This window comes from Candidatus Zixiibacteriota bacterium (assembly GCA_040756055.1).
GTDB lineage: Bacteria > Zixibacteria > MSB-5A5 > GN15 > FEB-12.
Map to the genome: position 1 here is coordinate 274,685 of JBFLZR010000001.1, position 26,469 is coordinate 301,153.

Sequence of the window (26,469 nt, forward strand, 5' to 3'; positions counted from 1 at the left end):
ATAAAAGCTCCGGCGGCCCATTGCGGGCCTGACCGGAGCATCGTTCCCCCCGTTTGTTATGCTGTGAATCAGACCATTACTTCACAAGCAGCATTTTCTTGGTTTCGACAAAGTCAGCGGCCTCCAGACGATACAGATAAACACCGCTGGCTGCGTTGCTGCCGTCCCACGACACCGTATGGCTACCTGCTTCGACAGGCCCGTTAACCAGTGTCGTTACCTTCTGTCCAATTATGTTGTAGACCTCTAGCTTAACGTTGCACGCCTGTGGTACTGAGAAGGCAATATCCGTTGACGGATTGAAGGGATTGGGGCAGTTCTGCTGGAGTTGGAATGCATTAGGCAAACTACCCGTCTGCCCTATATGGTATGCGATATCTATCGTGCTAAGCGGTATGACACCAGCATCTATGACCCGACTGTGATTCAGTTCATTACAGATGAACAGAACGAGATTGTGATCACCTTCAGGGTCATCAATAAGGTTATCACAGAAAGTTATCGCTTGTGACACTGTCGCACCATCTTCACTTATTACGTCTTGCTGGAAGATATTACCGGCCGCGACATTGAATAGTAATGCCATAAGGTTTTGCTGGGCGCGGGTGCGAACACCCACGTCAGCCTTGAGATTCATCAGGTCGGATGCCAGGGTCAGTTTGTCAATGCAGTCATCCGTAATCGGTGGTTCATAAAGCACGACTTGATTTATTTCGTTCGAATTGAAGTGACCTGCAATCAGATCGAGATAGCCGCAGAGTTGGTCCGCCGTGAGTTCTGCACTCCCAGCCCCGCCGAGAGCCACAGCAACTTCGTGCTTCCAGTATCCGATCCCCCTCGGGCGCCCACTCTGTTCGAGGCAGACCAAATTGAAGTCAACAGTAACTTTATCAGCGCACCCAACGGAAAGGGGTATTTCCTGCTCACCAGCCTCGTATCCAAGTGGAGTGACAATGGACAGTACATAACTGCGGTTGTTAATGACACTCTCAAAATCAAAATATCCCTCCTGGGAAGTCAACTGAGAAGCGGCGAGGTTACCATCGGCGTCATACAAATCCATTGTTACGCCGGCCAACGCTGAACCGGTCTCAGGACAATTTGCGAAGACATATCCGGATACTTTGCTTTCCGCAAAGGAAAATACGTACGCTTTACCGGGGCCACTATTGTTATCGGCGCGGGCCCCTACAATCATCTCGGGCCAACCGTCACCATCAACATCACCGGCATCTGAAACCGAAAGACCGAACTCGTTATAAAGTGACGCTCCCTCGCCATCCAACGTGTGAAGTATTGAGCCGTCAGCGCCCGAGTAGATATAGACCCGTCCCAGCCATGACTCGTAACCATCAGCGCCAATAGCGACATCATCATAGCCATCATGATTAACGTCGCCGGCACCCGAGACACATATTCCGAACTGATCTTGTGTGTTCTCCCCCTTGAGAATGCGATCCGCATCTCCAGCTTGAATATTTAAGGGAAATGGGCCGACCCGACCATAGAATATATATGCACGTCCGGCATAATAGCCCTCCGAACTGTGTCGGTAGGCACCAACGACGAAATCCATTAAACCGTCACCGTTTAGATCGCCGGCGTCGGACACCGAATATCCGAATAGATCCCCAATCGCCTCTCCCGTGAACACATATAATAGACTGCCATCTTGACCTGAGTAGATATTTGCCACACCTTTGGCCGACCAAACCGCCGAGCCGACCAGCAGGTCATCGTATCCATCTCCATTTACGTCTCCAGCACCGGACACGGAGAAACCAAGGCACTGCCCAGTCTGCCCGATGAATTCATACAGCAGGGAATCATCGTGGCCGGAATAAACGTACGCTTTGCCCGCAAGATTTCCGCCCTCGTCGTTACTATTCGCTCCTATGATAATATCATCGTAGCCATCATCGTTAACATCGCCAGCATCTGATATGTCATACATACCAAAACGGTCGCCCCAGGCTTCACCGTAAAACTTGTACAAAAGAGTAAAATCAGCGCCGGAATAGACATATGCCATACCGTTTCCCCAAGCGCTGGTACCAGTAGCTTGAGAAGCACCGACGAGAAGATCATCATGGCCGTCACCGTTAACATCGCCGGCACCGGACACTGTTGTGCCAAAGAAATCATAGTCCGACTCGCCAGTAAACTCGTGTAGTAACGAGCCATCACGTCCCGAGTAGACATACGCCTTACCAGTACAGGAGCCCAGCTCATCGTTCCAAGGTGCCCCCACGATGAAATCGTCATAGCCATCAGCGTTAACATCTCCGGCGTCACAAACGTGCATCCCGAACGCATCACCCGTCGCTTCACCTTCGAAGGTGTACAAGGGCGGGCACCCTTCTGCTTCGACGACACTTACTAGGAGCAGAACCGATGTCATTATTGACAGCACAAAACTCCACAATCTCATATTGTACTTCTCCTTTGTGTTACTTTTGCAGGGTTAGTTAATTGTTTACTTGCTGCTTCTGCAGTTGTAATAGCAGCTAAAGAGAAGATTTGTGGAAAAATTAGCGGGATTTTTCGGACGCCCGGAGCTGGCCCTCGGTCACCCAGCCGGAATCCGTCCAGTACTTGACAGCATCACGCAGGTTTGTGAAATATTCTGTTGTATCGTGCATAGGCTCGAGCAACCCGAGATCGACAAGTCTCTCTCTGGCACGCATGAATGGGTCACGCTTCTTACATTCGATCGCGCGCAGACTGCTATCGAGACAATATGTCAGCGGCTCGTCGCCATCGACGTTCTCTTCCACTATGACGTCCAGTAAGTTTGAGCCCAATAATTTTATCTCACTGACGCCGTTATACTGGTTGTGCATTTTTCGGCAATAGTCAGTAGGCGGAAAGACCATGTACAGCGATTGATTGCCTCTGCCAACACTTGAAGTATCATATGCCTCATCTTCGTACGGAGGCGCTGTCCCATACGCCGAATCAGGAGCGAGAACAAAAAGACTCGCACTTCCCTCGGGGTTGTTAATACCGTAGAAAATTAACTGTTCGCACACACCAGATCCGTCCGAACTGAGTTTTGGCCAGCTTGTAGCGGTGCCGGCGTCCACATACCAGCCATTCAGGTCCCCCTCAGAAGTCCAAAACTTGATATGGGTTCTGGCAGGATGTGATCGCGTAAGACTGGTGAGTATAAGTGTGTCATCTGAAAAACGGATTACTTTCAACTCATGAGAGTTGTATGTCTGGTTTCTTGTGGAGTCTGCGATGCAGTGGTGGAGTATAACGGCATCTCGTGTGAACAACATTTCTCCCCTGAAGTCATAGGCATATAGCATGGAGCTACTGCCGCATACGGCATTCGACTGCGGTAAAACATATACTTCATTCACACCGTCCCCGTTCATATCATCTACCACCCACCTCTGGCAATCCACAGTGTCACAACCGTATTCAACTTCCCACAGCCGTGTGGAGTCGGCGTTCAAAGCTTCAAACCCTTTCTTGGTCGGATGTACATACTTCGGATTATCGTCAAACCCCACCCACGCTTTCGGATAGATAAGGCTGATCAACAGGTATGCCAGCGCCAGAAGTATCGGCACCTGGATATGAGTCGCGCGGCTGTAGCGCGCGGCCTTGCGGGCAACATACTGACCCATGCACACTTTTTCGGAGCGAAGGACATTTTTGTCATCCAAAACATCGGTCAGGCGATCATACGGCACCAGATGGAGCTTACGGCTCGGATATTCACTCTCAAGTTGTCCGAGGACAATCTTCGCGTTATCAAGATTATCCTCCGGCAGCACCAGAAACCGGATATGCGAAAAGAAGGCGCGCGATATCTTCTCACGGAGCGTCTCCTCGTTAACCGGCGTAATATTACCGGTCTCGCCAACCCCGCCCGTAAAAGCCACCTCCTGCGATATGAGGCGCTCATGACGCATCACTTCGGTCTTCATCAGACCCGCGAAAGTAACCGCCGCCACCCCAAGACCGATTGAATCACCCGTAAACGTCTGGCTGCTGTCAGCAATACTGAAATGCCCGTGGTAGTATCTGCTTGCCTTGTCTTTGTAACCATGAATTTCAAAATACTCCCGGAGAGCCGCGAGAGCGTTGTAGCTGCTTCCCACAAAGGGATCATCGGGCGTCTTTATCTGATTCTCAAATGTGATTTCATCAGTCGTGGCTGATTTGCCAAATAGTTCCACACTTGCCCGCAGGGCGCGAAGTCGGCCATGACCGTGGCCGCGCTCACCCGATGTCTCCACGAACAGACAATAGGCCTGATCATGACGAAGTTCTTCAGACAGAATAGTCCAATGCGAGTGGATTTGTTCGAGAGTGCCGACCACTGGAGAACCGGCCTGCTTAAGATACTGGCAGAGTATGGATAGTCCCTCACGGTCTCGAAGACTGTCCAGTTCTTCCGGCAGCATGCCCCCCGATGATCGTTCGGTCAATACCGAAACCGCCTTTGCGAACTCGCCGACATAGCAGTACACCTGAGCCAGACGAAATCCGATAATCTTGCTCTGATCGGGAAGGTCGAGCAGTTCCGTGACCCGCACGATTTGATCCAGCTTGTCTACGGGGAGGTCCGCCAGCGAGGCATCCGTGATAAACGTCTGGACAAATTGCCGCAGTTCCAGACGGTAGCTTTCAAACTGGGGTTTATCGATAAGGGGATGATTCTCCGCAGCGAAGTCCATTAAATGCAATAGCCTGATATCATCGGCGACATTAGCCGCGAGACGGGCCTTGAGCCGTTCGAACTCTCGCGCGAATTGTACCGGGGATATGCTCATTGATGAAACAGCCTGAAGATGATTTTGCGCGCCCTGTCTTTCAGGGTAATCTTGCGTCCCATCTGCGGCCCAGCCCGCCACGTGTCAACAACACCATCAGCCATCATCACCACCCGCACCGGATCAAAGTCGGGTCTGCCATCCAATTGGAGTATCTCGATTGTGAATTTCTTGCCTACCGTTTTTCCCTCGAATGTGATCTTTATCCGATCATCGTTTTCAGTCGTAAGAATAGTCTCTTTTTCGTAAATCGTTTTATCCGGGTCAAAATCCAGTGCTTCGAGGGTGAAAACAGCATCGGGAAGGTGCAGCTGCCATGCCGAATCGCCCGCGCGGTCAACCATCCCCGGCTCGATTTCGGCGTGCCCCTGTTCATCAGTCACCACCGAAAGTTCTCTTTCGGGTACATCGACCATGATATGCGCGTAAAGTGAAGAATCCTCGGCAATAACCTGCAGGTAATCTTTGGACAACTCGGTATCCCGCATCAACCTCAGGACCACATCGGGCGACTCGCAGTAGAGCGTTTTCAGATGTTCCAATTTTGGTTTGGCCGCTTTTCCATCGGCAGCCAACTGACCAGCAAGAACGGAGGCGGCGTGCAGCTCCCTGAGAGTTATGACTTTAGGCCCAAAGGCTTGCCACGACAGTTTCTTTTTCATCGACTCGGCCGCCATTGGAATTCCGCGTTTCTCGGATTCACGTAGGGCGCTGACTTCCAGCCGAATATCATCAGCCAATTCGCGGCAAAACTCGCACGTTTCGAGATGCCGGGCAATCTGCTGTCTGCCCCCGTTTGATAGCTCGCCGAGGATATATTGCTTTATTTCATCCTTGTTCGGGTGCAAAATATCCCTTCCTTACTCCACCACATTCCAATAGACACCAAATTGGCGAATTATCGGGTTTTTTCTCAACCTTGACGAAAAGTCTTCCTTGGTGCGATCTATGACGGTTTCGAAGACATACTTGAAGTCTTCCAGGTATCTCTCAACATACTGCGGCGGCATAACTTCCCGAAAATAGTCCGGTATGACGGCGGGGTCGCCATCATGGCCGAAATCATCGAGATACCGGCCGCAAGCGGCCAGAAACAGCCCGGAATCTTCGCCCCTGATCCGAGTTTTCGTCACAAACGGCCGGATGACCTGATCATCGATGTATTTCATGGTTTCCAACTTAATAGCAGACACTGCGTCTCTTATGGCGCTCGTTTGCGGGCCGGGAACGGCCATCGGGCCGAACTGCGGCAATTGAAGAAAAGCCACATTGACGGCAACAACGGCTTTCAGAAGGTCGGTTCGGCCTATGGCAGCGCAGTAAGCCGGGGCCTGCGCGAGGCGCTCGAAGATCTTGCGGCACCAGTCGGTCCGGCTATTGCTTCCAGCGAAGGCCTCTTCGGCAATAATCCTGAGTTCTTCGTACGGGATTGTCGGCTTCGAGAAGTCGGGCTTGCCGGCCTTCAAATGGATGAATTCCTCATATCCCCTCATGAAAGTCACGTAATGGTCTTCTCTTAAAATATCCTTGAATCGCCGTTTAAGTGTCTCAACCTGCGGGTTGGCCTGCTTTTTGAGCCGGCTTATTTCCTGATGCGCAAATCCCTTCAGAAGACTCTCAAACAGCATCCAGAGCCTTTCCGGCTCACACTGTTCAAAATCGCGGACGCCGCTGGACTGATAGAACTCGAAAATGACACTAAATGGCCGTTGCGGCTTGGTTTGGAAGAGACTTCCGAGGATATCTACCGCAAGGTCGTCCACGGCGCTCTCTTCGCTGTACAAATCGAGAGGCAGACGATACCCTTTCTGACGCAGATAAATCAGATATCCCCTGATAAAAACTAGTGTACTGTCAAAGATGTCTGAGAATCTTTTTTGATCTGGACTTACAAGGAAATTCTTGAGCCTTAAAGGTGCTTCCCTACCCATCAAGTTTAGATGCCAGTCACAATGCTATTTACAGTCTGTTGAAATATAGCTCGTTTGGTCCTTAATGTCAAGGTTGTCAACGGGTACGCCGGACTGGGGTCGCTACTGCTCGACGCGGGCAAGGACAGACTCAAATGGGTTGAGTCGAAGCTTGTGCGGACGCTGCTTGAGGCCCGGAAGCGAAAAATCGTAATCGGGGCTGTCGATGAAAATACGGACATACGCTTTGGTCTTGTCATCCATCTCGATCTCCAGCGGTACATACATCATGAAATCCTCGGCCACCCCGGTCGTGACCACGCGGCAGTGAGCCGTGTAAGCGCCCGACGAATCCTTTTCAATATCGTAGGTGAATTTATACGTCGGTAGGTTACTGGAATAAATCCACTGGTCGAAAAACCAGCCCATATCACCGCCGAAATACTTCTCGGTCAACCGCCTGAAATCCGCCGTCGTAACATCGCGACCACGATACATCCCGTAATACTCCTTCATCATGGTCAAAAACAGATCCTCGTTCATAGTCTGAAAATCGATGAGCATGTTGCGCAACATATGGAGCACCAAAGCGGCCTTCTTGTATATAACCAGGCCGTAATCTTCCAGGGTCTCGGAGCTTCTCGTGCGATACCCCAGAGCAATCGGTCCGGATTCTGCCCCCGATGTAAACAGATACTGACGGGCGGTGAAGACATCGTTGCGGTAGTCTCTCACGCGGTCAAGGAACTTGTCATTGCCGAGGACCGCCTGAAGATACATAAGCGAGCTGTACTCGGCGAATCCCTCGCTGAGCCAGGTATCGTGATAAGTTTCATAGCCGACCCCGACGCCCCACCACTGGTGAGCCACTTCATGGGCGCGGTTCACCCGCTGGTACCCCTCGTAATCGGTGCTTATCCAGGTATCGACCCCCAGATGCAGAAAACCCGGAAAAGCCTCGTGGCCGGCTTTCATGACCTCACCCACTACCAGCCTGTTGTACTGGCACGGTCCGAAATAGTGTGTGAACAGCTTCAAGGAGCCAATGATATCCTCACCAACCTGATCTTGCATGTTTCTGCCGGTCGGGGTCGTGCCCTGCGCCAATTCCTGCGCCAGGGCACTATGAAAATCCTTTGAAAAATAAATATCCACCGGAGGTACCTTGTCGGCTTCAAAGGCATACTTCTCCAGCGGTCCGATATTGAAAGACACATTCTCGGCCGGAGGAAATACTTTCCATGTCGTAAAGACAGTATCCTCGGTAATTTCCTCCTTAAGGCGATTGCCGGCAGCCACGAAAGCATACTGCGGATGAGTTTTGAAATTGAGAGTAAACAGCGCTTTTGAGCTATAACCATAGCGGGGATACCAGTCACCGCCGGTTTTCACGAAAAACTGGCCCATCTCTTTTTCTACGATATCACCATGATAGAAAAACTTCAGCGTCACCAACTCACCGGCTGCCAACGGGCGGTCAAACATCACATACAGCGGGTACGATTTATACTTGTCCTCTTCATAGCGCACGAACGCGACCTTCTGATCAGTGGAGTCTGTGATACTGTCCACGACCAGCTCCGGGTGAAGATACATCTCCAGCACCCGCGTCGGTCCCAACCTCACCTCGAACTCCATCGCGCTGGCAGCCGCGAACTTCGCGTTGTTTGAAATAGAGGCGTCGATCGTATAGCGGTCGGGGCGAATACGATCCTTATTCAGACCATTGATATTAACATAGCCGGGGTCAATGTACTGTGTGTATCGGCACACTGTCTCCATAAACGACAGACCGTATCCCTTATACCTTTTGAGAAAACTCACTTCCTCGCGTTCATTGGGATCGAACACGTAAATCACCGGATCGCTCTTATCCGGTTCAAGATGTACCATCAGGTAGGGAAGTTGCCCCGGATGGGCCATAGCCTGCAGGGCTCCGAAAAGGTACTCGCGATTTTCATCTTTGGTAATTTCTTCGAACAGCTTTTTCGCTTCGCCGGCATGGCTGTCGCCAAACACTCCCAACCCACCTCGGCAAGACTCTGTAATCATCTCGTAAATGGGGGGAGAAAACACAAGAAGCATGTTCTTGAAAGAGCGGTTCAAGGAATCGGTGGCAAAGAAGCGATTCAGTTGCTCCTGCTCCATTTTCACCGTGGGAGCGAACCTGAATTGTCCCATACCTTCGTAGTAGGCCGCCCAATATTGCTCGGCCCCGTCGATAGTCACCGGCTTGAAAAACACAAAACGACCTGTACCAAAAACTATTTCAAGGTCTTTGTGCTTGATCTCCAATTCACTGACATGACAGGTCGTGGAGACATCCAGTTCCCCCTTGAACATGTCTTTCAGGGCAGCCTGCAACTCGGTCCCGTCGGCGGCTGATAAACCCCCGGCGACAAGCAGAAGAACCATCAGGCAGGTGGTAATCACAATACGCCTGACCGAATTCAAACCAAACTCCTTTTTATACTACAACCGTTTTCACGGTCTATAGTTGCGCACAAAATCCATACGCTTATTCAGGGCGGGATGACTGTAAAACCAGAATTCGATGAACGGATGCGGGTCGGGATCCGAAAGATTCAACACCGAGAGTTTATCGAAAGCTATCGCCGCCGACTCTCCCGTCACACCCGAAATATCCATGCTGTATTTGTCCGACTGGCGCTCCATGTGACGACTGAAACCATTGGATATCGGGTTGAACAGGAAGCTGATTACAGTCAACATCAGCAAAATCAGGGGAAGGGAGGCTATATCATTGAGGGAGTCGAAACCAAACCGATGTTTGAGGCGGTTTATGACCGGCTGAATTGTCCTGCTCACCACCCACATGGCCACACCAATGAACGCCACCGCGATGAGCAGGCCAATCCAGACATGGTTCATCACATAGTGCCCCATCTCATGGCCCATGACAAATTTGATTTCATCGGTCGTAAAATTATCGATCATGGTATCATATAGAACGATGCGTTTGGTGGCGAAAAGCCCGGTAACATAGGCATTGATTTTGGATGACTGTTTGGAAGCATCGACCTGAAAAACATCGGAACCCTCTATGCCGGCTTTATCGGCCAGAGCGAGTATCTCCGCTTTGAGTTGCTTGTCTTTGAGCGGCTCGTAATCATTAAACAAAGGAGAGATAACCACCGGCGAAATCACAATGACAAACACGGCAATTGGAATCATTCCGGCCGACACCCACAGCCACCACTTCTTCGATTTTTCAATAGCAAAGTAGATTAGCCAGACAGGGATAATGGCGAATATCACGGTTATCAAAAGCCCCAGCAGGCTCTCGCCCAGCCAGGCGCCAAAGGTCTGGTTGACAAAACCATACTCACCCTCGACAAGAAAATCTCGATAGAGATGAAACGGAAAATTAATGATGTAGTCAGCCACGAACAACAAAACGATGAACAGCCACAGGATAAGGAATTTCCTTCTTGCCACCATTGCCCAGTTTCTTAGCCTTGCCGAGAAACCCGTGAACAAAATCAATGACAGCACCGCCAGCGTCAGGAAAAATTCTATGAACCGCCAGATGTGGTTGAATTGTGAGTAGGCGATGAGCTTGGCTTTGCGTTCCGGCGACATCGGATAGAGCGGCTCTGCATCCGATGTCTGGCCTGCGGCATAAGTTGAATCCGTTGCCGAAAGTTCTGATGTGCTGTCGATTGTCTGTCCGGATGACACCGAATCAGTCGCGTCCGACTCGGTCCGCGCCAACACATATCCGGCCCCCATCAGTGTGACGGTTAAAATCAATACCGCCAGAAGTCCTGTTTTTCCGATTGACATTTGTCTATCCCTGCTAGTGATTTATAGGGTAACCTAATTATCTTAAGCGGGGCCTTATTGTCAAGAACAGTTTTGACCCCTTCAACTTAGCCCTCTTAAGTTTTAATATTTAGTTGATGCCTGAACCATTTTTATACGTCTTTAGTATAGAGGAGGTTCTATGAGGAAGCGTGTTATTTTCGCGGCGCTGATGTTTCTCGCGGCGCCTTTATTTTCCGGATGCAGCGATGACGAAACAACAGGTCCCGAAGGGGGTGAGGAGTACCTCGTTCTGGGACACATTATGTGCAGACCCTATGTTGACTTCAGCGCGGTGGTACACGACGTGTACAGGAAGGGGTGTGACATTGACTCGATTCTGGTGTGCGACAGCCTCTGCAGTGAATATGAGAGTTACAACCTCGTTCCCGGCGAGGGTTCGGAGACCAGCTACTATTACAACAACCGGGCCGATTCTACGCGCTTGCGCTCCGGCGATGTCGCCACGGTCAGATTCTACGATGGTATCAATGCTGCGTTGACAGAGGTCGCCGTACTATCCTGGAATAATGACTCGGTCAAGTATATCTCACCGTTGGCGAACACGGTCATAAATCCGTCCGAATCATTTGAGCTGGTCTGGCACCGGGTGGCAAATGCTCATTGGTATGGCCTGAACATACACTTCGTAACCGATTCCGCCGGCACGATGGTATTCAGTGAGTGGTATGCTTGGACCGAGGATACGACTTTGGTGATCGACGGAAGTGGCTTTCCTAAAAATGGCCAGATTTCAATAGCCGGTGTTTCTGTGGCTGGCCCAAGTCCCGGTTCAGCCCCGAATGTCAGCGGCTTGAAATTAACCGGCACTATTTACGGTCTCGCAAACCCCGCCGCAGTATATTTCACGGTAGGCACCGGGTTCAATCCCGGGGTAGTTGGAAAGATCAGCCCCTGGCAGGACGAACCCGACAGCCTTGCCATTGAACTGATAGAAAAGCTGTACGAAGCTGGCCAGGTACGGAAGGAGGCAATATGAGAAAGCGCACATCAATGGCGATTTTGCCGCTGGTCATGTCGCTTCTTGTGTTTGGCTGCGGCGATGACGACAACAACCTGGGATTAGCAGGCGGTGAAGAGTACTACGTGATCGGGAGCATTGAACTTTATCCCAGCGTTCATTTTTATGCATCGATCTATCCCGTGTACGGACAGGGATGCGATATAGACTCCGTGTATTTCGCCGACAGCGCCTGCGGCATCTACCAGGGGACCTCTTTCAGCGTTTACGGCATGGAGTACCGCTACTACGCCGAGTATAGAAACGAAAGCGACTCGACTCGATTCAGATCCGGCGATACGGCCTCGGTGCGATTTTGCGACGATAATCAATCCGTGACGGTCGAATTTCCGGTCCTTTTGTACTACGAAGATACCATGGTGTATCTTTCGCCTGAGCAACTGGACACCGTCCGGCGCGCTGAGACTTTCGAGTTGGTCTGGTCATCGGTGCCCGACGCCGAGTGGTACGGCTTGCTTGTTTACTTCGTGCACGATTCTTCCGGCCAAATCACCTATGAGTCCTGGTATGTAGCCACGATGGATACTTCCATCATTTTCGATGGAAACAACCACCGGCAGGACGGCCTGCTTAGCATAGCCGGAATCGCAGTTGTCGGCCCGTTTCCCGATTCCCCACCCAACCTGTCCGGTCTCAAGATTGTCGGCTGCATTTATAGCCGATCGGCCGGCGCCTATCTCAACGTGGTCGTTGGAGAGGGTCTTTCCTGGGCCACAGCTTCGCCAGCCGTTGCCGACATAGCTGTACGCGACAGCCTGATAGACAGAATGGTGGAAGACCTCTACGGATTCAAATGACCTATTTCAATTAACACAAAAAAGGCTGCCCGTACGAGCAGCCTTTTTATTTACATAAGCCCTACGTCAGGCAATCGTAACTTCCTTACACAGATATACATCCTGAATGGCATTCAGCAGTTCCACACCCTCTTTCATCGGCCGCTGGAACGCCTTCCTGCCGGAAATCAAACCCATCCCGCCGGCCCGCTTGTTAATAACGGCCGTCTTGACAGCCTGCGCCAGATCTGTGTCACCGGCTGACGCGCCGCCGGAGTTAATCAGTCCTATCCGGCCCATATAACAATTAGCAACCTGATAGCGAGTGAGATCAATCGGGTTGTCGGAAGTCAAATCTGAATAAACCTTCTTGTGGGTTTTCCCGAACTTCAGAGCATTATAACCACCATTGTTCTCGGGCAGTTTCTGCTTGATAATATCGGCTTCGATTGTCACACCCAGATGATTCGCCTGACCGCTCAGGTCGGCCGAGACATGATAGTCCTTGTCTTTTTTGAATTCCGGATTTCTCAGATAGCACCACAGCACGGTGAACATCCCCAGCTCATGAGCATACGAGAAAGCCTCGGTGACTTCCTGAAGCTGCCGCGTACCCTCCTCGGAACCAAAATAGATCGTAGCTCCCACACCGGCCGCGCCCAAATTGAACGCGTCTTTTACCGATGAATACATCACCTGGTCAAACTTGTTGGGATAGGTGAGCATTTCACTGTGGTTCAACTTCAAAACCATAGGAATCTTGTGCGCGTATTTGCGTGAGATCGCTCCCAGCACGCCGAATGTGGAGGCGACACCGTTACATCCACCTTCCATGGCAAGCTCGACAATCTTGAGAGGATCGAAATAATCCGGGTTGGGGGCAAACGAAGCTCCGGCGGAATGCTCTATCCCCTGATCCACCGGCAGAATGGATACATAACCGGTTCCGGCCAACCGTCCATTGGTCAGCAGCCAATTAATTGACTGCATCACTTTCGGCGAGCGGTCAGACTGGCTGACAACCTCGTCCACGAAACGCGGCCCCGGCAGATACAACCTGGATTTCGAGATGGTCTTGCACTCGTGCGTCAAAAGGCTTTTGTCGCTGCCCAGTAACTGCTCAATTTTACTGATCATTTGAAAATCTCCCTGATTGGTTTGAACTGATTGTTATAGCCGATTTATAACCCTTTTGCGCTTGAAACGCAACCAGATTTATGGAGTGCTCCCTTCGAGGTTCAAACGACGTAAAAACCGCGTTAAGCAAAGAAAAACCCCGCCGCGACTTAGAGCCTTCGGCGGGGGTCTTTACTCCCAAACACGAAATCGGAGCAACCTCAAATCTGGAACAGATACTGCAGCTTCATGAAAAACTGTCTCGAAGTAAGGCAGGTTTTGGTGTCGCGGCCGTCAACACCCAACCCGTTATAAGTGCAGTAGTCATAGGTAGATCCGACATAGAAGACCGAAAACGGACTGATGCGGTAGGTCAGCAGCGGATCCAAATCAAAACTCTCTGAAAAGTCGTTGTATTGGCCCACCAGACGAAGCGAGAGAGCTTTGGTCAACTGAAGACTCCAGCGACTACGCATGATATATCCCTCGTAAAGCTCCTCATCTGTTTCGAGTGCATTACCTTTGACATAGGTATACGATGTCTCGATGTACAACCGGTCAATAGGTCTCAAATCCACCCAGGCCGACGCCGCTACCTCTTTTTCCATAATCGGCGGATCCTCGCTCTGGGCGACTACATGCGAGTAGTTGATCGAACCGCCGAAGGCAAGCTTCAGACCCGGCTGCGTGTTAAAACAGGTGTGAAGAAGCCAGATATCTTCGAAGTCAATACCACCCCATCGCTCTAAGCCACGGTAGTACCGTGAGTGCATATTTGTCTGGGCCGTTCTCAATTTCGTCTCGAAGCCAAGATCCACAAATCGCTCCTTGAGCTCACCGGCGAAATTCCAGGCGTTACCAAGCTGCACGGTCGGAATCACCCATTGAAAAAGCCCATCATCGAAGCGAAATACATACTGGCTATAGAGTCTCGCGCTGCGCTGGTCGTTTTTCGCCTGAAAGCCGTTCGCCGTCCGGTAGGTGGGGCTGCGCTCGAGATAACTGAGGTCAACGAAAGAATTGCGGGTTTCCCGATTAACGCCGAAATAATAAGCGTTACCCCAGAACGACTCGCCATTGAACCCGGCGGTATATTTACCGTCATCGAAAGTCGAATAATGGAAATCCGGATCGTCTTCATCGAATGTGATAGTGGAATCATCCGGCTCGGCCGTGTGAGTAGCCATCGTTTGCCATTCGAACTTATACTTCTGTGATAGATGCACCGCCCCGTCAAAGCTCAAGACAGACCCGGAGCCGCCCCCTTCAAAGCGCCGATCGGTTACCAGAATCCCTGCGTGGGAATTCTCGCCGAATGTCTGACGGGCGCGCATGATATTCGAAGTACTCTTGCCGCCAAGGAATATGGCGCTGCCTTCTTCAAACGGCATTATTATGGGGCTGTTTTCATCGTGCGCGGTCAGATAAGCAAAGCTCGTTCTCTCCTTGCGAGCGGTAACCTTGGCGGTGAAATCGGGGTCGTTTATTGAGCGCGTGTAGACGGCCGCAAAAATCGTCGAGAATAAATCACTTCCTTCCTGAAAGAAGGGGCGGCGCTCCGCGAAAGAAAGCGCAAAATTCGTATTTACATCAATCTGGTCCGCGTCAGCTTCCACCTGGCTGAAGTCCGGATTGTAAGAAGCCTCCACCACGATGTCCGATGTTACGGAATACTTGCCATTGAGCGACAACTCGCCGTCGGGATCTGAATTGTCAAAAGTCGAGAACGGATCATCCGAATCAGACAGAGAACCGGATTGATAACCGACGACAGTCGGCATAATCTCCACACCGCGACCCGGCTGCACATCTTCAATACCATGAACCGTACCCCATTGGCACGGCCAGCAGTTTTCATCACGGTCATAAGCTGCCCAGGAATACTGCCCGCGCACGTCACGGGGGTGATTGCGCCAGAAATCCACCCGCCAGGTCTGCACTTGCTGATTGGGAAACCGCATACTCGAAAACGGCACGGCCATTTCAATCTGGTAACCCGAATCCGTAACCTTACCAGCCGACTCCCAGACCAAATCATAACCGCTGTCCTCGCCGCCATTACGCGACCAGAGTAGATCGCCCTGAATACCATAAGGATTCACCGACAGCTCATACGCCCACGCCGCGTCACCATACGTATCTACGGCCAGAACAATATTGTCATCTACCCAGATATTGTCCCTTTCGCAGAATGATGCTCTGATGGTCGACGGATCATCATAGCAAACGAAGGCAACATAGAGATTGTCCGAGTCATACGTAATGAACGCCTCCGTATTGACCGGGGGTTTGGTCTGGTCGCCCGGCTGATGTTCGGCAAAATTATCAGCTTTGGCCGCGCCACGCCATCCGGAATCATTCAGGTCGCCATCGATTGAGATCTTTCCCTGCAGCCGTTTGGCGGTCAACTCCGGATGATATACCGGGGTGTACTCGGTATCCGTCTCCGTCGCCAGACCGGTCGCCGCAAGAATCAAAACTGTAAAACACAGACCAAGGCACTTCAAAGAACCGGTGCTTATCATAAATACACCCTCTTGTCAATAGGGCTATGCCCTTAGTTTTTCGTCAAACGGCGGGAAGTTCGAGACGCCTGTTTCTCACCACATCTGGGATTAATGTACGGGACAAATCTTATGGGGTTTCAAAAAATGTGGGCGCAAAACTCGCTATTTGGGACTAGACCCAAACACCGCAAAAACCGGCAGACGTTGCAACTCGCAGTCTGACTCCTGCGAAGGACAGAACCACCGACACCGGCGAAAACCCGCTACCTCATTTCGAGCTCAAAAACGGTAACCGCCTGGCCGAAAAGATAGACCCGATTACCCTCAACCTGAACCCTCAGTCGCCCGCCTCTTTTCGAGGCCTGGTAGGCCCGCAGATCGGTCTTCACCAGCCGGTCCATCCAATAAGGCCCCAGGCAGCAGTGTGCCGACCCGGTCACCGGATCCTCATTGATACCAACATCGGGGGCGAAATACCTCGAAATAAAATCATATTCCTCGTTGTCCGACCTGGCTGTAACGATCACTCCTCTTACGGGAAGCTTCGCGAGCGATGAAAAGTCCGGAGCTATGTCTCTGAGTATCGGGGCAGATTCTACTTCGACAATGTACGTTGCTTTACAGGCGCCGACAAAGACAGCGCTGACTCCAAGGGCTTCAAGAAGACCGGATGGCGGCGGCGCCGCTTCGGGCCGCCGCGAAGGGAAATTTAACTTTATCCATCCATCGGTTAATTCGGCGGTCAGCAGTCCGCTACGAGTATCAAAGCGGGCCATTCGGTCCACCGGCAGGTAACCCTGTTCCCACAGTATGTGGGCCGACGCCAGGGTGGCATGACCGCACAGGTCCACCTCGGCTTCAGGCGTAAACCACCTGAGATTATAACCGTCGTCGGTCGGATACAAAAACGCGGTTTCCGAAAGGTTCATCTCAGAGGCCACCGCTTTCATCCATTCCACGGGCGCAGCGTCATCCATGACACACACACCCGCAGGATTTCCCGAGAACGGCTCGCTGGTAAAAGAATCAACCTGATATATTTTTTGACGCATTTAATTCTGACCCTTTCAATACATCCGTATAAACAAGACGCTCCAGGCGGCACCATGCTTAATTACGAGACGGCCCGCAGTTTGTTGCGACACGGCAATAAGCGCATTGCTGAAGAAAAATAAAAAGCCCCGCTATCCGGGGCTTTAGTTCATCTTATCAAAGCAGTGGCTATCAGGCAAACGCCTTCAGGGCTTCCTTGCGACTGTCATAGTGCTCGAACACGGAGATTAGTCTCGTGATAGTGAGAATGGACTCAATCTTGGTTATGTTGGCCAGAACCAGCCTGCCACCGGCGTTCTTGACTGTAGTCAGGGCCGAGATCAGCATCCCCAGACCGACGGAATTCATCCAGTCAACCCTGGACAAATCGACCACGATGTTCTTTTTGTTCTGCTGGATGTATTCATGAATCTTGCCGTGGAAAAGAGTCGTTTCCTCACCTCCCATTATCTTGCCGGAAACATCAATGACAACAACATTACCCTCTAAAAAGTCTTCAAACTTCATACAATTTTCCCTCTAACCTTTCTTAAATGTTTTGATTTCCTGTTCGGAGCAACCGTGACTCTCGCGGGTTGTATTCAGTTTTCTCGTTCTGACATTGAAAGTCACAAGTTTGCCGCAGATTACGATTATATTAATTTCCCCCGCTGCGATTTCTGCATTTTCACCCGGACAATCCTCTAAAGTAGAGTAAAAGGACTTCGGCGGCGCTTATCGACCCGGGCCTGACCGCGTAAGTCCTTTAACGCCAAAATACGCCGTCGGTTTCAAAAATCAAGCGGTTTTTCCCGCACTCCGTTTCCCGCTGAAACCCAAGTTGCGGTCAAATAAAAACTTGCACCTACGGCGGCATAACGCCCCGCCCGACGCTCTTCTTTTTTAAAGTAGCGCCGGCGGCGTAAACAGTCTATCTTTCACAACTGTATGAGCATGGAGTTATTGGGACCCAATCCCGGACGGCACATCCCCGTCTTCTTTTTGATGGCCATTGCTGTCGGGGCCGCCCTGCTGTCTTTGCCGGTGAGTTGTCAGGATGGTCGCCTTGCAATAGTCGACGCCGTCTTCACCGCAACATCGGCGGTCTGCATCACCGGACTGATAGTCGTTGACACCGCTCACGACCTTTCCCGCTTCGGGCAAATCGTTGTCCTTGTCCTGATACAGGTTGGGGGGCTCGGCTTTATGACTCTCACCTCAGTCGTCCTGTTCTCTCTTGGAACAAGGCTTACCTTTCGTGAAAAGCTCAGCGTCGACCAAAGTCTCAATATCGGCATAAGCGGCGATATCGCCGGCCTCATTAAGGCGGTGGTAATGACCACTTTTTTATTTGAACTCTGTGGCGCGGTGGCGCTGCTTTTTAGGTTCTGGGGGGAGTTTAGCTTCGGCGAGGCCTGTTTCCATGCCGTCTTTCATTCCGTGTCGGCTTTTTGTAATGCCGGTTTCTCCACGTTCAGCAACAGCCTGGAAAACTATCGCTTTGATAATGTCACGATTCTGATCTTTTCCGCCCTGATCATTTTCGGAGGGCTGGGCTTCGTCGTCATAAGCGATATATTCAACCGCTTCCGCAATAGAAACCGCCCTCTTACTTTACACTCAAAACTCTGCCTGACAATGACGGCCATATTGCTGGTCGCCGGTACCATAGCGTTTCTGGTGGCCGAAAATAAGAATTTCTTTCAGGGAGCGCCGACGATCAGCAACCTGTCCAACGCCTTTTTTCAAGCGGTGACCTCTCGCACGGCCGGCTTCAACACCATCCCGCAAGCCAGCCTTGCCGAGATCAGCATCCTGATAACCATGATACTCATGTTCATCGGCGCCTGTCCCGGCTCAACGGCAGGAGGGATCAAGACCACCACTTTTGCCATCATAGCCATCATGGTGTACCGGCGATTCACCGGATACAAAAACGTCTCGGTTTTCAAACGGACAATAAGCAACGATTCTGTCTCTCGCGCGCTGACAGTCTTTATCCTGGCGATAATAGTAATCTTGGTCGTCTTTGTAACGTTCATGTACTCGGAACAAACACCGGCTTCACATAAATTGAGCCACGGCTGGTTTGTGGAAAATCTGTTCGAGGTGATATCCGCGTTTGGGACGGTCGGCCTGTCCATGGGCGTCACACCCCACCTTCACGATATCGGCAAACTGCTGATCGTGGTTACGATGTTCATTGGCAGGGTGGGACTTCTCACGCTGGCGTTCGCTCTCGCGCGCCCCAGCCAGCGGGGAGAAGTAATCTATCGCGAAGAAGAAGTTATGGTCGGATAATAGAGAGGTAACGATATGAAAAGATTCATAGTGATTGGCATGGGTAATTTCGGCTCCACTGTCGCCGAGGAACTTCTCAACCTCGACTGTGAGGTTACCGCTATAGACAGTGATAAGTCCAGAGTGCAGGCTCTCCATGAACATCCCAGACTGATCGCGATACTGGCCGATGCTACCGATCGCAATTTCTTGGAAAAGCTCGACATACAAAACGCCGACAGCATCGTTATTTCAACCGGCCGAAATTCACACGCCTCCATCCTGATGGCGTTGCACCTGAGTGAACTGAAAGCGAAAGAAATTGTCGTCAAAGCCAATTCTCAGGAGCATGCCAAGATACTGCTTAAAGTGGGCGCTACCGAAGCAGTCATTCCGGAACGCCAGATGGCCGTCAAGGTCGCGCATTCGCTGGCACAACCGAATCTGGTTGATTATCTGCCGCTGGGCGAAGACTATCACATAGCCGAAATAATGGCTCCGGCCGAGTTTGCGAACAAAAACCTGGCCGAGCTTAGACTTCGCTCCCAGTACCAGGTACAGGTCATTGCCACGAAAAACAGCGTTACCAACAAGTTCAATTTCGTTATTGACGGCGACTACAAAATCAAGGCTACCGATATACTGGTCATTCTCGGAAAGCAAGAAGACATCAACAAGTTAAGGGCATAAAGACACACTCTCTCACAAGCCTTTCATAACCGGGCTCGTCCCGCCAATCCGCGGAAAAAGCGGGGCTTCTCAAAATTTCCCCATCGCTCCGGCCCGACATCAACGTACCACGTCTGCTATCGCACAACAATCAAAAACGCAGGAGAAAATATGATCAACCGCTTAATATTGCCGGTTGCCTTTCTGGCATTGGCGGCACTTATGCTGATGATCGCGTGCTCCGGGGAACCAAAACAGGTGGACGCCTACGGCATGCAAAATCAGATCGAAAGAGGCAAATACCTCGTCAATATCGGAGGCTGCAACGATTGCCACACTCCAAAGATATACACGGACAAGGGGCCTGTGCCCGACGAGTCGCGGCTTCTTGCCGGCCACCCGGCTAATGGTACGCTGCCCGATGTCCCGAACAACTTGATTACACCTGAAGGCTGGGCCGCCATCACTAACAGCGATTTCACCGCCTGGGTGGGTCCATGGGGAATAAGCTACGCCGCTAACTTGACGCCCGATGAAGTCACGGGAACCGGCGCCTGGCTGGAATCTTCATTTGTCGACGCCATGCGCAACGGTAAACACATGGGCACCGGCAGAGCCATTCTACCGCCGATGCCGTGGATGAACATCGGTCAACTCAGCGATGATGACCTCAGGGCTATTTTTGCCTACCTCCAATCGCTCAAGCCTATCAACAATATGGTGCCGCAGCCGGTAAGCGCCGAAAAACTGATGTCAGGCGCTCAGCCAAAGAGCACGATGTAACTTTGTGGGGGATCGAATATAAAAAGGTCCGGGTGTTTCTCTGCCGAAACACCCGGGATAAATATCAAGCTTCTTCTTCCACCGCGGATTTAGCGAGAGGCTCGTACTTCATGCCGAGCTTCTCTTTGACTTTCGACAGAACCTCCGCCGCCACCTGAGGGGTATCTTCGAGGAAACGCTTGGCGTTCTCGCGCCCCTGCCCCAAACGATCCGAACCATAGCTGAACCACGCTCCGGATTTGTCCACGATACCTTTATCAACGGCGACATCGAGAAGCTCACCGCTCGAAGAAACACCTTTGCCATAGATGATATCGAACTCGGTCTCCCTGAATGGAGGCGCCACTTTATTTTTCACAACCCTGACACGGGTTCTTGAACCGATAACCTCCTGATTGTCCTTAATCGAAGCTATCCGGCGAATATCCAACCGCACCGTCGAATAAAACTTTAGCGCATTACCACCTGTCGTAGTCTCCGGGTTGCCGAACATAACGCCGATCTTCATACGAATCTGATTGATAAAAACGACGGCCGTTTTCGATTTACTGATAATGGCCGTAAGCTTCCTCAAAGCCTGCGACATGAGTCGGGCCTGAAGACCCATGTGGCTGTCGCCCATGTCTCCTTCGATCTCGGACTTCGGCGTCAACGCCGCGACAGAATCCACGACGATAATATCCACCGCGCTCGAGCGAACCAGTGTCTCGGTAATTTCAAGGGCCTGCTCGCCCGTATCCGGTTGGGAAACGAGAAGATTGTCGATATCAACGCCGAGGGCTTTGGCATACGTGGCATCGAGGGCGTGCTCAGCATCTATAAAAGCCGCCACCCCGCCAAGCTTCTGAGCTTCCGCGATTATGTGAAGCGCCAAAGTTGTCTTACCCGATGATTCCGGACCGAAAATCTCCGTAACCCGTCCGCGAGGTATCCCGCCGACACCAAGAGCGTAGTCGAGCCCCAGCGATCCGGAAGGAATAACTTCGATCTCCAAAACCGTATTATCACCCAACCGCATGATAGAACCCTTGCCGAAAGAACGCTCAATTTGGGTCAGCGCGGCATCCAGCGCCTTCTTGCGGTCAGGAGCAGTTGCCAAAGAAGCCATATCTGCTCTGCCTTTCTTTATCTCTATTTTGTTTTTGCTCATGACACAACCTATGCGAGTTCAATTTCAAAATATATCACATTCTCCGCGAGAATAAAATAATTTATTGCCCTGACAGGGAGTGTCAGTCTAAATACAGGCTCCGCAGAAAATTCTACGATGTCACTGCCCTCACGCGACCCATATTTCCAGGCCGCCAAACTGGTCTAAGCGAAGGGAATCCACCGATCCGCCTCTATCATCTTGTCGCCAAAGTATGCACATATTTAGCCATTTGTGAACAGTCGGAGTCATCTTTTAATATAGACTGTCTGGCTCCGTTATCTCCGTTATCGGCGCGTAAGCCAATGGTTTTGCGCCACAACCAGTTACAAGCACTACCGTAAAATCCACGAAACCCGCAAATTAAGGCACACGAATTGCTACAATATACGTATGGTTTTTGGGACAGCTAGAGAGAACAATTTAGTTAACAGGAACAAAAAGCCTTCGAAGTCCCCCGGATTAACCGAATAGTATATCCGGCTTTGACGGCTCTTTATAACGCTAATGAGAAATAGCAAAATAATCTTAACAGTTGCGGTGGTTGTATTGGTCTTGGCCACCGCGTATCCGTCACAGGCTCTGGTGCTCGGTAATAATAGGCCGACGACAACACTTCCGAGCGGTTGGAATTGGACACCTGGCAGTTCATACGCGCCGTCTCCCGGCGGCAGTGTGAACCCCACCCTGTTCACTTCGCAGCGATTTTCGGGCGGCCACGAAGGCGAGTCCGAATTGAGCGGCTTCTTCCAACGCAGTCGCTCCTCCGAATATCATTACGACCGGCAGGAGTGCGAACTCGAAACAACCCCGACCCCTGAACCTGCCAGCCTGATTCTTTTCGCGGCTGGTCTTGCCGGGGCGGGCGTCTACCGCCGCATCAGGAAATAATTGCGACCTCACACCTTCTCATTTTTACGCAGGGCGGCTCACCAAGGGCCGCCTTTTTTATGACGCCGTCAGACAACAAGACCAAAAATGTAATTGACCGCGACGCACTTTCATCGTACCTATTACTGCACACGAAATTTTAAATGATTTTAAACAGACTCACCTTTTTTCGTCGGTAGCGCAATCGTGACATTTCGGTACATACGGCCACTCTATGTTACAAAGACTGAACAATGAAATACGCTAATTTCGTTCATCTTCATACTCACAGCCAGTATTCGCTGCTTGACGGCGCCTGTCGCCTCGACAACGTCATAGATATGGCCATCGAATACAAAATGCCCGCCCTGGCTATTACCGACCACGGCAATCTCTTCGGCGCGATCGAATTCTACAAAAAAGCCACCAAAGCCGGCCTGAAACCGATAATTGGATGTGAGGCATACGTCGCGGGCGGAAGCCGCTTCGACAAACAGCCCTCAAGCAGATTTCCCGACGGCGGCTTCCACCTGGTGTTGCTGGCCAAAGACGACACCGGATACAAAAATCTCATCAAGCTGGCGTCAGCGGCTTTCCTGGAAGGCTTCTACCACCGCCCACGAATCGATAAAGAGATTCTTCGCCTGCACACCGATGGTCTAATAGCGCTGTCCGCCTGCCTCAAAGGCGAGGTCAACTGGAATCTGATAAATGGCCGAACCGAAGAAGCCGTAGCCGCGGCGAGAGAACTCAATGACATATTCGGCAAGGGCAATTTCTATCTCGAAATACAGAATCACGGTCTCGAAAAGGAATTGACCCTGATTCCCAAGATCGACGCTATCTCGCGCGAAACCGGCATACCATTGGTGGCGACGAACGACTGCCACTATCTGCGTCAGCAGGACTATGCGGCGCACGACGCCCTGCTTTGTATTCAGACGGGGAAAGTCGTCTCGGATACCGACCGAATGCGCTATTCCACCGATCAGATATACTTCAAGTCCCCTCAGGAGATGGAGTCGGCTTTGGGCGACTTTAAAGAAGCTCTCGAAAACACCGTGCACATCGCCGAATCCTGCCACCTGGAACTCGAACTCGGCAAGCTCAAGCTCCCGCGCTTCCCGATACCGACACCTTTCGTCGACCCCGATGTCTACCTGCGCCACCTGTGCGAGGAAGGCTTGAGACATCGATATGCTCAAATCACCGACGAAATCTCGGTGCGGCTCAATTACGAACTGGGCGTGATCAAACAAATGGGCTACGCCGGTTATTTTCTGATTGTGAAGGATTTTTGCGACTACGCCCGCTCCCAGAAAATCCCGGTTGGTCCCGGCCGCGGATCCGCCGCCGGATCACTGGTCTCGTACGCCCTGAAAATCACCAATATCGACCCGATCAAGTTTGAACTGCTGTTCGAAAGATTCCTCAATCCCGAGCGCGTGTCGATGCCCGATATAGACATCGACTTCGCCGACCGTGGCCGCGACAAAATCATCCAGTACGTGATCGAGAAGTACGGGTCTGAAAATGTCTGTCAGATTATAACGTTTGGCACCATGATGGCTCGCGGGGTGGTGCGCGATGTCGGCCGGGTGCTGGGTATGCCGTACAGCGATGTCGACAAGATCGCCAAGATGGTTCCCGAGCGCATTGGCATTACGCTGGAGACGGCGCTCAAAGAAGTCCCGGAGTTGGCCCAGCTTAAGCAGACCGACAAGCGCGTTGAACGGCTGCTCGATTACTCTATCACGCTTGAGGGCCTGGCGCGCCATTGTTCGACTCACGCCGCCGGAGTCGTGATCGCGCCATCGGCGCTAACAAACTATGTCCCGCTGTTCAAAGGTACCCGCGATGAAATAACCACCCAGTACGATATGAAGATGGTCGAAGAAATCGGCCTTCTCAAGATGGATTTCCTCGGCCTGCGCACCCTGACGGTTATCGATGATACTCTGCGTATGGTCAAAGAGAGCGGCGGGCCGGAAATCGATATAGACAACCTCCCTCTTGATGACCCCGAAGTATACAAGTTGTTCGCCCGCGGTGATACGATCGGGATTTTCCAGTTTGAATCGCCCGGCATGAGAGACTATCTTCGCAAACTCACGCCGGAGAACTTAACCGATATCACCGCCATGAACGCTCTCTATCGCCCCGGGCCGCTCGACTCTCATATGATAGACATTTATATCGAACGCAAGCGCGGCGCCAAAGGGATCAAGTATCTCCATCCCAAGATGGAGCAGATTCTCGGAAGCACCTACGGCGTTATTGTCTTTCAGGAGCAGGTACTTCACATCGCCAATTCCCTGGCCGGCTACAGCATGGGAGCCGCCGATCTTCTCCGAAAAGCTATGGGTAAAAAAGACGCCGCTCTGATGGCGGCTCAGAAAAAGGAATTTCTTCAGGGGTCCGATAAAAACAAAATCGACCGCAAAGTCGCCGAAGAGGTCTTCAACCAGATCGAGACGTTCGCCCGTTACGGATTCAATAAAGCCCACGCCACTTGCTACGCTTTCGTCGCCTATCAGACCGCCTGGCTCAAACACTACCACCCGCGCGAATTCATGGCCGCCCTCATGTCGTCCGAAATTAATAACTCCGACCGCATCTACCAGCTTCTCGAAGAATGCCGCCGCATGAACATAGAAGTGCTCCCGCCGGATATAAACGAATCAAAAGTCGATTTCTCCGTCGTTGACGGAAAAATCAGGTTCGGCTTGATGGCGGTCAAGAACGTGGGGGAAGGTCCGGCGCGTTCGATTGTGGAAGAAAGAATCAACGGGGGACCGTTCGCGAAGCTGGAGGATGTTGTCAGCAGGGTTGCGCTCAAGGCAATCAATCGCCGTACCCTGGAGTCGCTTATCGCCGGCGGAGCGTGCGATTCACTCGAAGGTAACCGGGCACAAAAATATGAAGCGGTTGAGGCAATGCTGGAGTTTGGCCACAAAATCTCAGAAAACAGCTCTTCGCACGATCTTTTTGCCGACACCGGCGGCACCATCGAGCGCGTCGCCCCGCCGCTTCCCGACATACCGGAGTGGTCTAACAGCGCCAAACTGGCTCAGGAAAAAGCCATGCTCGGTTATTATATCTCCGGACACCCGCTCGACAAATACAAAGATGAGATGGCCTATTTCACCACCTATCGCATAGGTGAACTCGGGCGGGCGGCTGACCAGAAAGAAGTTACCGTGGGAGGGGTCGTTTCTTCAGTGAAAAGAATGCTCGACAAAAAGGGCAACATGATGGCCTTCATCACCCTGGAAGACTACTCCGGCTCGGTGGAACTCATTGTTTTTGCCGAGTGTTACGACAAGAGCAAAGATTGTATCGTTGAGGAGCAGATGTGCCTGGTGACAGGACGGGTATCGACCCGCGAGGGTGAAGCTTCGAAAATCATCTGCTCCGAAGTGATGCCGCTGGAAAAACTTTCGGAACGGTTTAGCTGTCAACTGGTTATAAAGATTGATCGAGAGTGTTCCGACAGCAAGATTGAGAAGGCTCTGGATTCTCTGGACCAGTACAAAGGCGATGCTCCGGTGCTGTTGGCGGCTCAGGAAAACGGCTCGGAAGTCTATATCAAGTCTCGGAAATATGCCGTCAGACCGGATTTCGCGCTTTTGAACAGCCTCAAGGAATTGCTCGGTGAATCGGCGGCCTTCTTAAGACCGCTAAGCAAAAAGGACGAATTTCAATAAAACCGGAATCAC

General features: G+C 51.5%; 18 protein-coding genes. 7 read left to right on the top strand and 11 right to left on the bottom strand.

All coding sequences use genetic code 11. The features are described 5' to 3' along the window. Nucleotides 1-76: 76 nt before the first annotated feature. The 6 genes from AB1483_01245 to AB1483_01270 all read right to left on the bottom strand — a co-directional run bounded on the left by AB1483_01245 (nucleotide 77) and on the right by AB1483_01270 (nucleotide 10,507). The gene (locus AB1483_01245; protein ID MEW6411078.1) at nucleotides 77-2,431 is read right to left on the bottom strand and encodes a T9SS type A sorting domain-containing protein; all 2,355 of its coding nucleotides are present in this window, start codon (nucleotides 2,429-2,431) and stop codon (nucleotides 77-79) included. A 100-nt stretch (nucleotides 2,432-2,531) separates the two neighbouring features. Continuing rightward, nucleotides 2,532-4,790: a hypothetical protein gene (locus AB1483_01250; GenBank protein ID MEW6411079.1), complete on the bottom strand. Its 2,259-nt coding sequence runs from the start codon at nucleotides 4,788-4,790 to the stop codon at nucleotides 2,532-2,534. Then, nucleotides 4,787-5,638 (bottom strand): hypothetical protein, encoded by an 852-nt coding sequence (locus AB1483_01255; GenBank protein ID MEW6411080.1) that lies wholly within the window; start codon nucleotides 5,636-5,638, stop codon nucleotides 4,787-4,789. The genes AB1483_01250 and AB1483_01255 overlap by 4 nt, the downstream gene beginning before the upstream one ends. A gap of 12 nt (nucleotides 5,639-5,650) precedes the next feature. Further along, nucleotides 5,651-6,553: a hypothetical protein gene (locus AB1483_01260; GenBank protein ID MEW6411081.1), complete on the bottom strand. Its 903-nt coding sequence runs from the start codon at nucleotides 6,551-6,553 to the stop codon at nucleotides 5,651-5,653. A gap of 270 nt (nucleotides 6,554-6,823) precedes the next feature. Then, on the bottom strand, nucleotides 6,824-9,154 hold the full coding sequence (locus AB1483_01265) for a M1 family aminopeptidase (GenBank protein MEW6411082.1): 2,331 nt from the start codon (nucleotides 9,152-9,154) through the stop codon (nucleotides 6,824-6,826). A 30-nt stretch (nucleotides 9,155-9,184) separates the two neighbouring features. After that, nucleotides 9,185-10,507, bottom strand: coding sequence for a M48 family metallopeptidase (locus tag AB1483_01270; protein MEW6411083.1), 1,323 nt, complete (start codon nucleotides 10,505-10,507; stop codon nucleotides 9,185-9,187). Between the two features lie 160 nt (nucleotides 10,508-10,667). Between AB1483_01270 and AB1483_01275 the strand changes: the two genes are divergently transcribed. Both AB1483_01275 and AB1483_01280 read left to right on the top strand, forming a co-directional pair. Continuing rightward, entirely contained in the window at nucleotides 10,668-11,525 is an 858-nt protein-coding gene (locus AB1483_01275; protein MEW6411084.1) for a hypothetical protein, read from the top strand. Beyond that, nucleotides 11,522-12,364 carry a hypothetical protein gene (locus AB1483_01280; GenBank protein MEW6411085.1) on the top strand — a complete coding sequence of 281 codons (843 nt, stop codon included), beginning with the start codon at nucleotides 11,522-11,524 and terminating at the stop codon, nucleotides 12,362-12,364. Before AB1483_01275 ends, AB1483_01280 begins: the two co-directional genes overlap by 4 nt. A 66-nt stretch (nucleotides 12,365-12,430) precedes the next feature. Here the strand turns inward: AB1483_01280 and AB1483_01285 are convergent, their stop codons facing one another. The 4 genes from AB1483_01285 to AB1483_01300 all read right to left on the bottom strand — a co-directional run bounded on the left by AB1483_01285 (nucleotide 12,431) and on the right by AB1483_01300 (nucleotide 17,526). After that, nucleotides 12,431-13,480, bottom strand: a complete 1,050-nt coding sequence (locus tag AB1483_01285) for a class I fructose-bisphosphate aldolase (GenBank protein MEW6411086.1) — start codon at nucleotides 13,478-13,480, stop codon at nucleotides 12,431-12,433. A 200-nt stretch (nucleotides 13,481-13,680) separates the two neighbouring features. Then, the gene (locus tag AB1483_01290; protein MEW6411087.1) at nucleotides 13,681-15,984 is read right to left on the bottom strand and encodes a DUF5916 domain-containing protein; all 2,304 of its coding nucleotides are present in this window, start codon (nucleotides 15,982-15,984) and stop codon (nucleotides 13,681-13,683) included. A gap of 245 nt (nucleotides 15,985-16,229) precedes the next feature. Beyond that, nucleotides 16,230-17,018 (bottom strand): PhzF family phenazine biosynthesis protein, encoded by a 789-nt coding sequence (locus AB1483_01295; GenBank protein MEW6411088.1) that lies wholly within the window; start codon nucleotides 17,016-17,018, stop codon nucleotides 16,230-16,232. Between the two features lie 172 nt (nucleotides 17,019-17,190). Then, a complete protein-coding gene (locus AB1483_01300; GenBank protein ID MEW6411089.1) occupies nucleotides 17,191-17,526 on the bottom strand; it encodes an STAS domain-containing protein in 336 nt (111 codons plus the stop codon). A gap of 426 nt (nucleotides 17,527-17,952) precedes the next feature. Between AB1483_01300 and AB1483_01305 the strand changes: the two genes are divergently transcribed. From AB1483_01305 to AB1483_01315, 3 genes are all read left to right on the top strand, one after another. Further along, complete coding sequence (locus tag AB1483_01305; protein MEW6411090.1) at nucleotides 17,953-19,299, top strand: TrkH family potassium uptake protein; 1,347 nt, start codon at nucleotides 17,953-17,955, stop codon at nucleotides 19,297-19,299. Nucleotides 19,300-19,314: 15 nt separating this feature from the next. After that, nucleotides 19,315-19,968 (top strand): TrkA family potassium uptake protein, encoded by a 654-nt coding sequence (locus AB1483_01310; protein ID MEW6411091.1) that lies wholly within the window; start codon nucleotides 19,315-19,317, stop codon nucleotides 19,966-19,968. Between the two features lie 150 nt (nucleotides 19,969-20,118). Continuing rightward, the gene (locus AB1483_01315) at nucleotides 20,119-20,730 is read left to right on the top strand and encodes a diheme cytochrome c-553 (protein ID MEW6411092.1); all 612 of its coding nucleotides are present in this window, start codon (nucleotides 20,119-20,121) and stop codon (nucleotides 20,728-20,730) included. Nucleotides 20,731-20,794: 64 nt separating this feature from the next. On the opposite strand, the gene recA is transcribed toward AB1483_01315, so the two are convergent. Continuing rightward, on the bottom strand, nucleotides 20,795-21,838 hold the full coding sequence (recA, locus tag AB1483_01320) for a recombinase RecA (GenBank protein ID MEW6411093.1): 1,044 nt from the start codon (nucleotides 21,836-21,838) through the stop codon (nucleotides 20,795-20,797). A 717-nt stretch (nucleotides 21,839-22,555) separates the two neighbouring features. Between recA and AB1483_01325 the strand changes: the two genes are divergently transcribed. Both AB1483_01325 and AB1483_01330 read left to right on the top strand, forming a co-directional pair. Continuing rightward, nucleotides 22,556-22,771: a PEP-CTERM sorting domain-containing protein gene (locus tag AB1483_01325; protein MEW6411094.1), complete on the top strand. Its 216-nt coding sequence runs from the start codon at nucleotides 22,556-22,558 to the stop codon at nucleotides 22,769-22,771. A gap of 233 nt (nucleotides 22,772-23,004) precedes the next feature. Continuing rightward, a complete protein-coding gene (locus tag AB1483_01330) occupies nucleotides 23,005-26,457 on the top strand; it encodes a DNA polymerase III subunit alpha (GenBank protein MEW6411095.1) in 3,453 nt (1,150 codons plus the stop codon). Nucleotides 26,458-26,469: the final 12 nt, after the last annotated feature.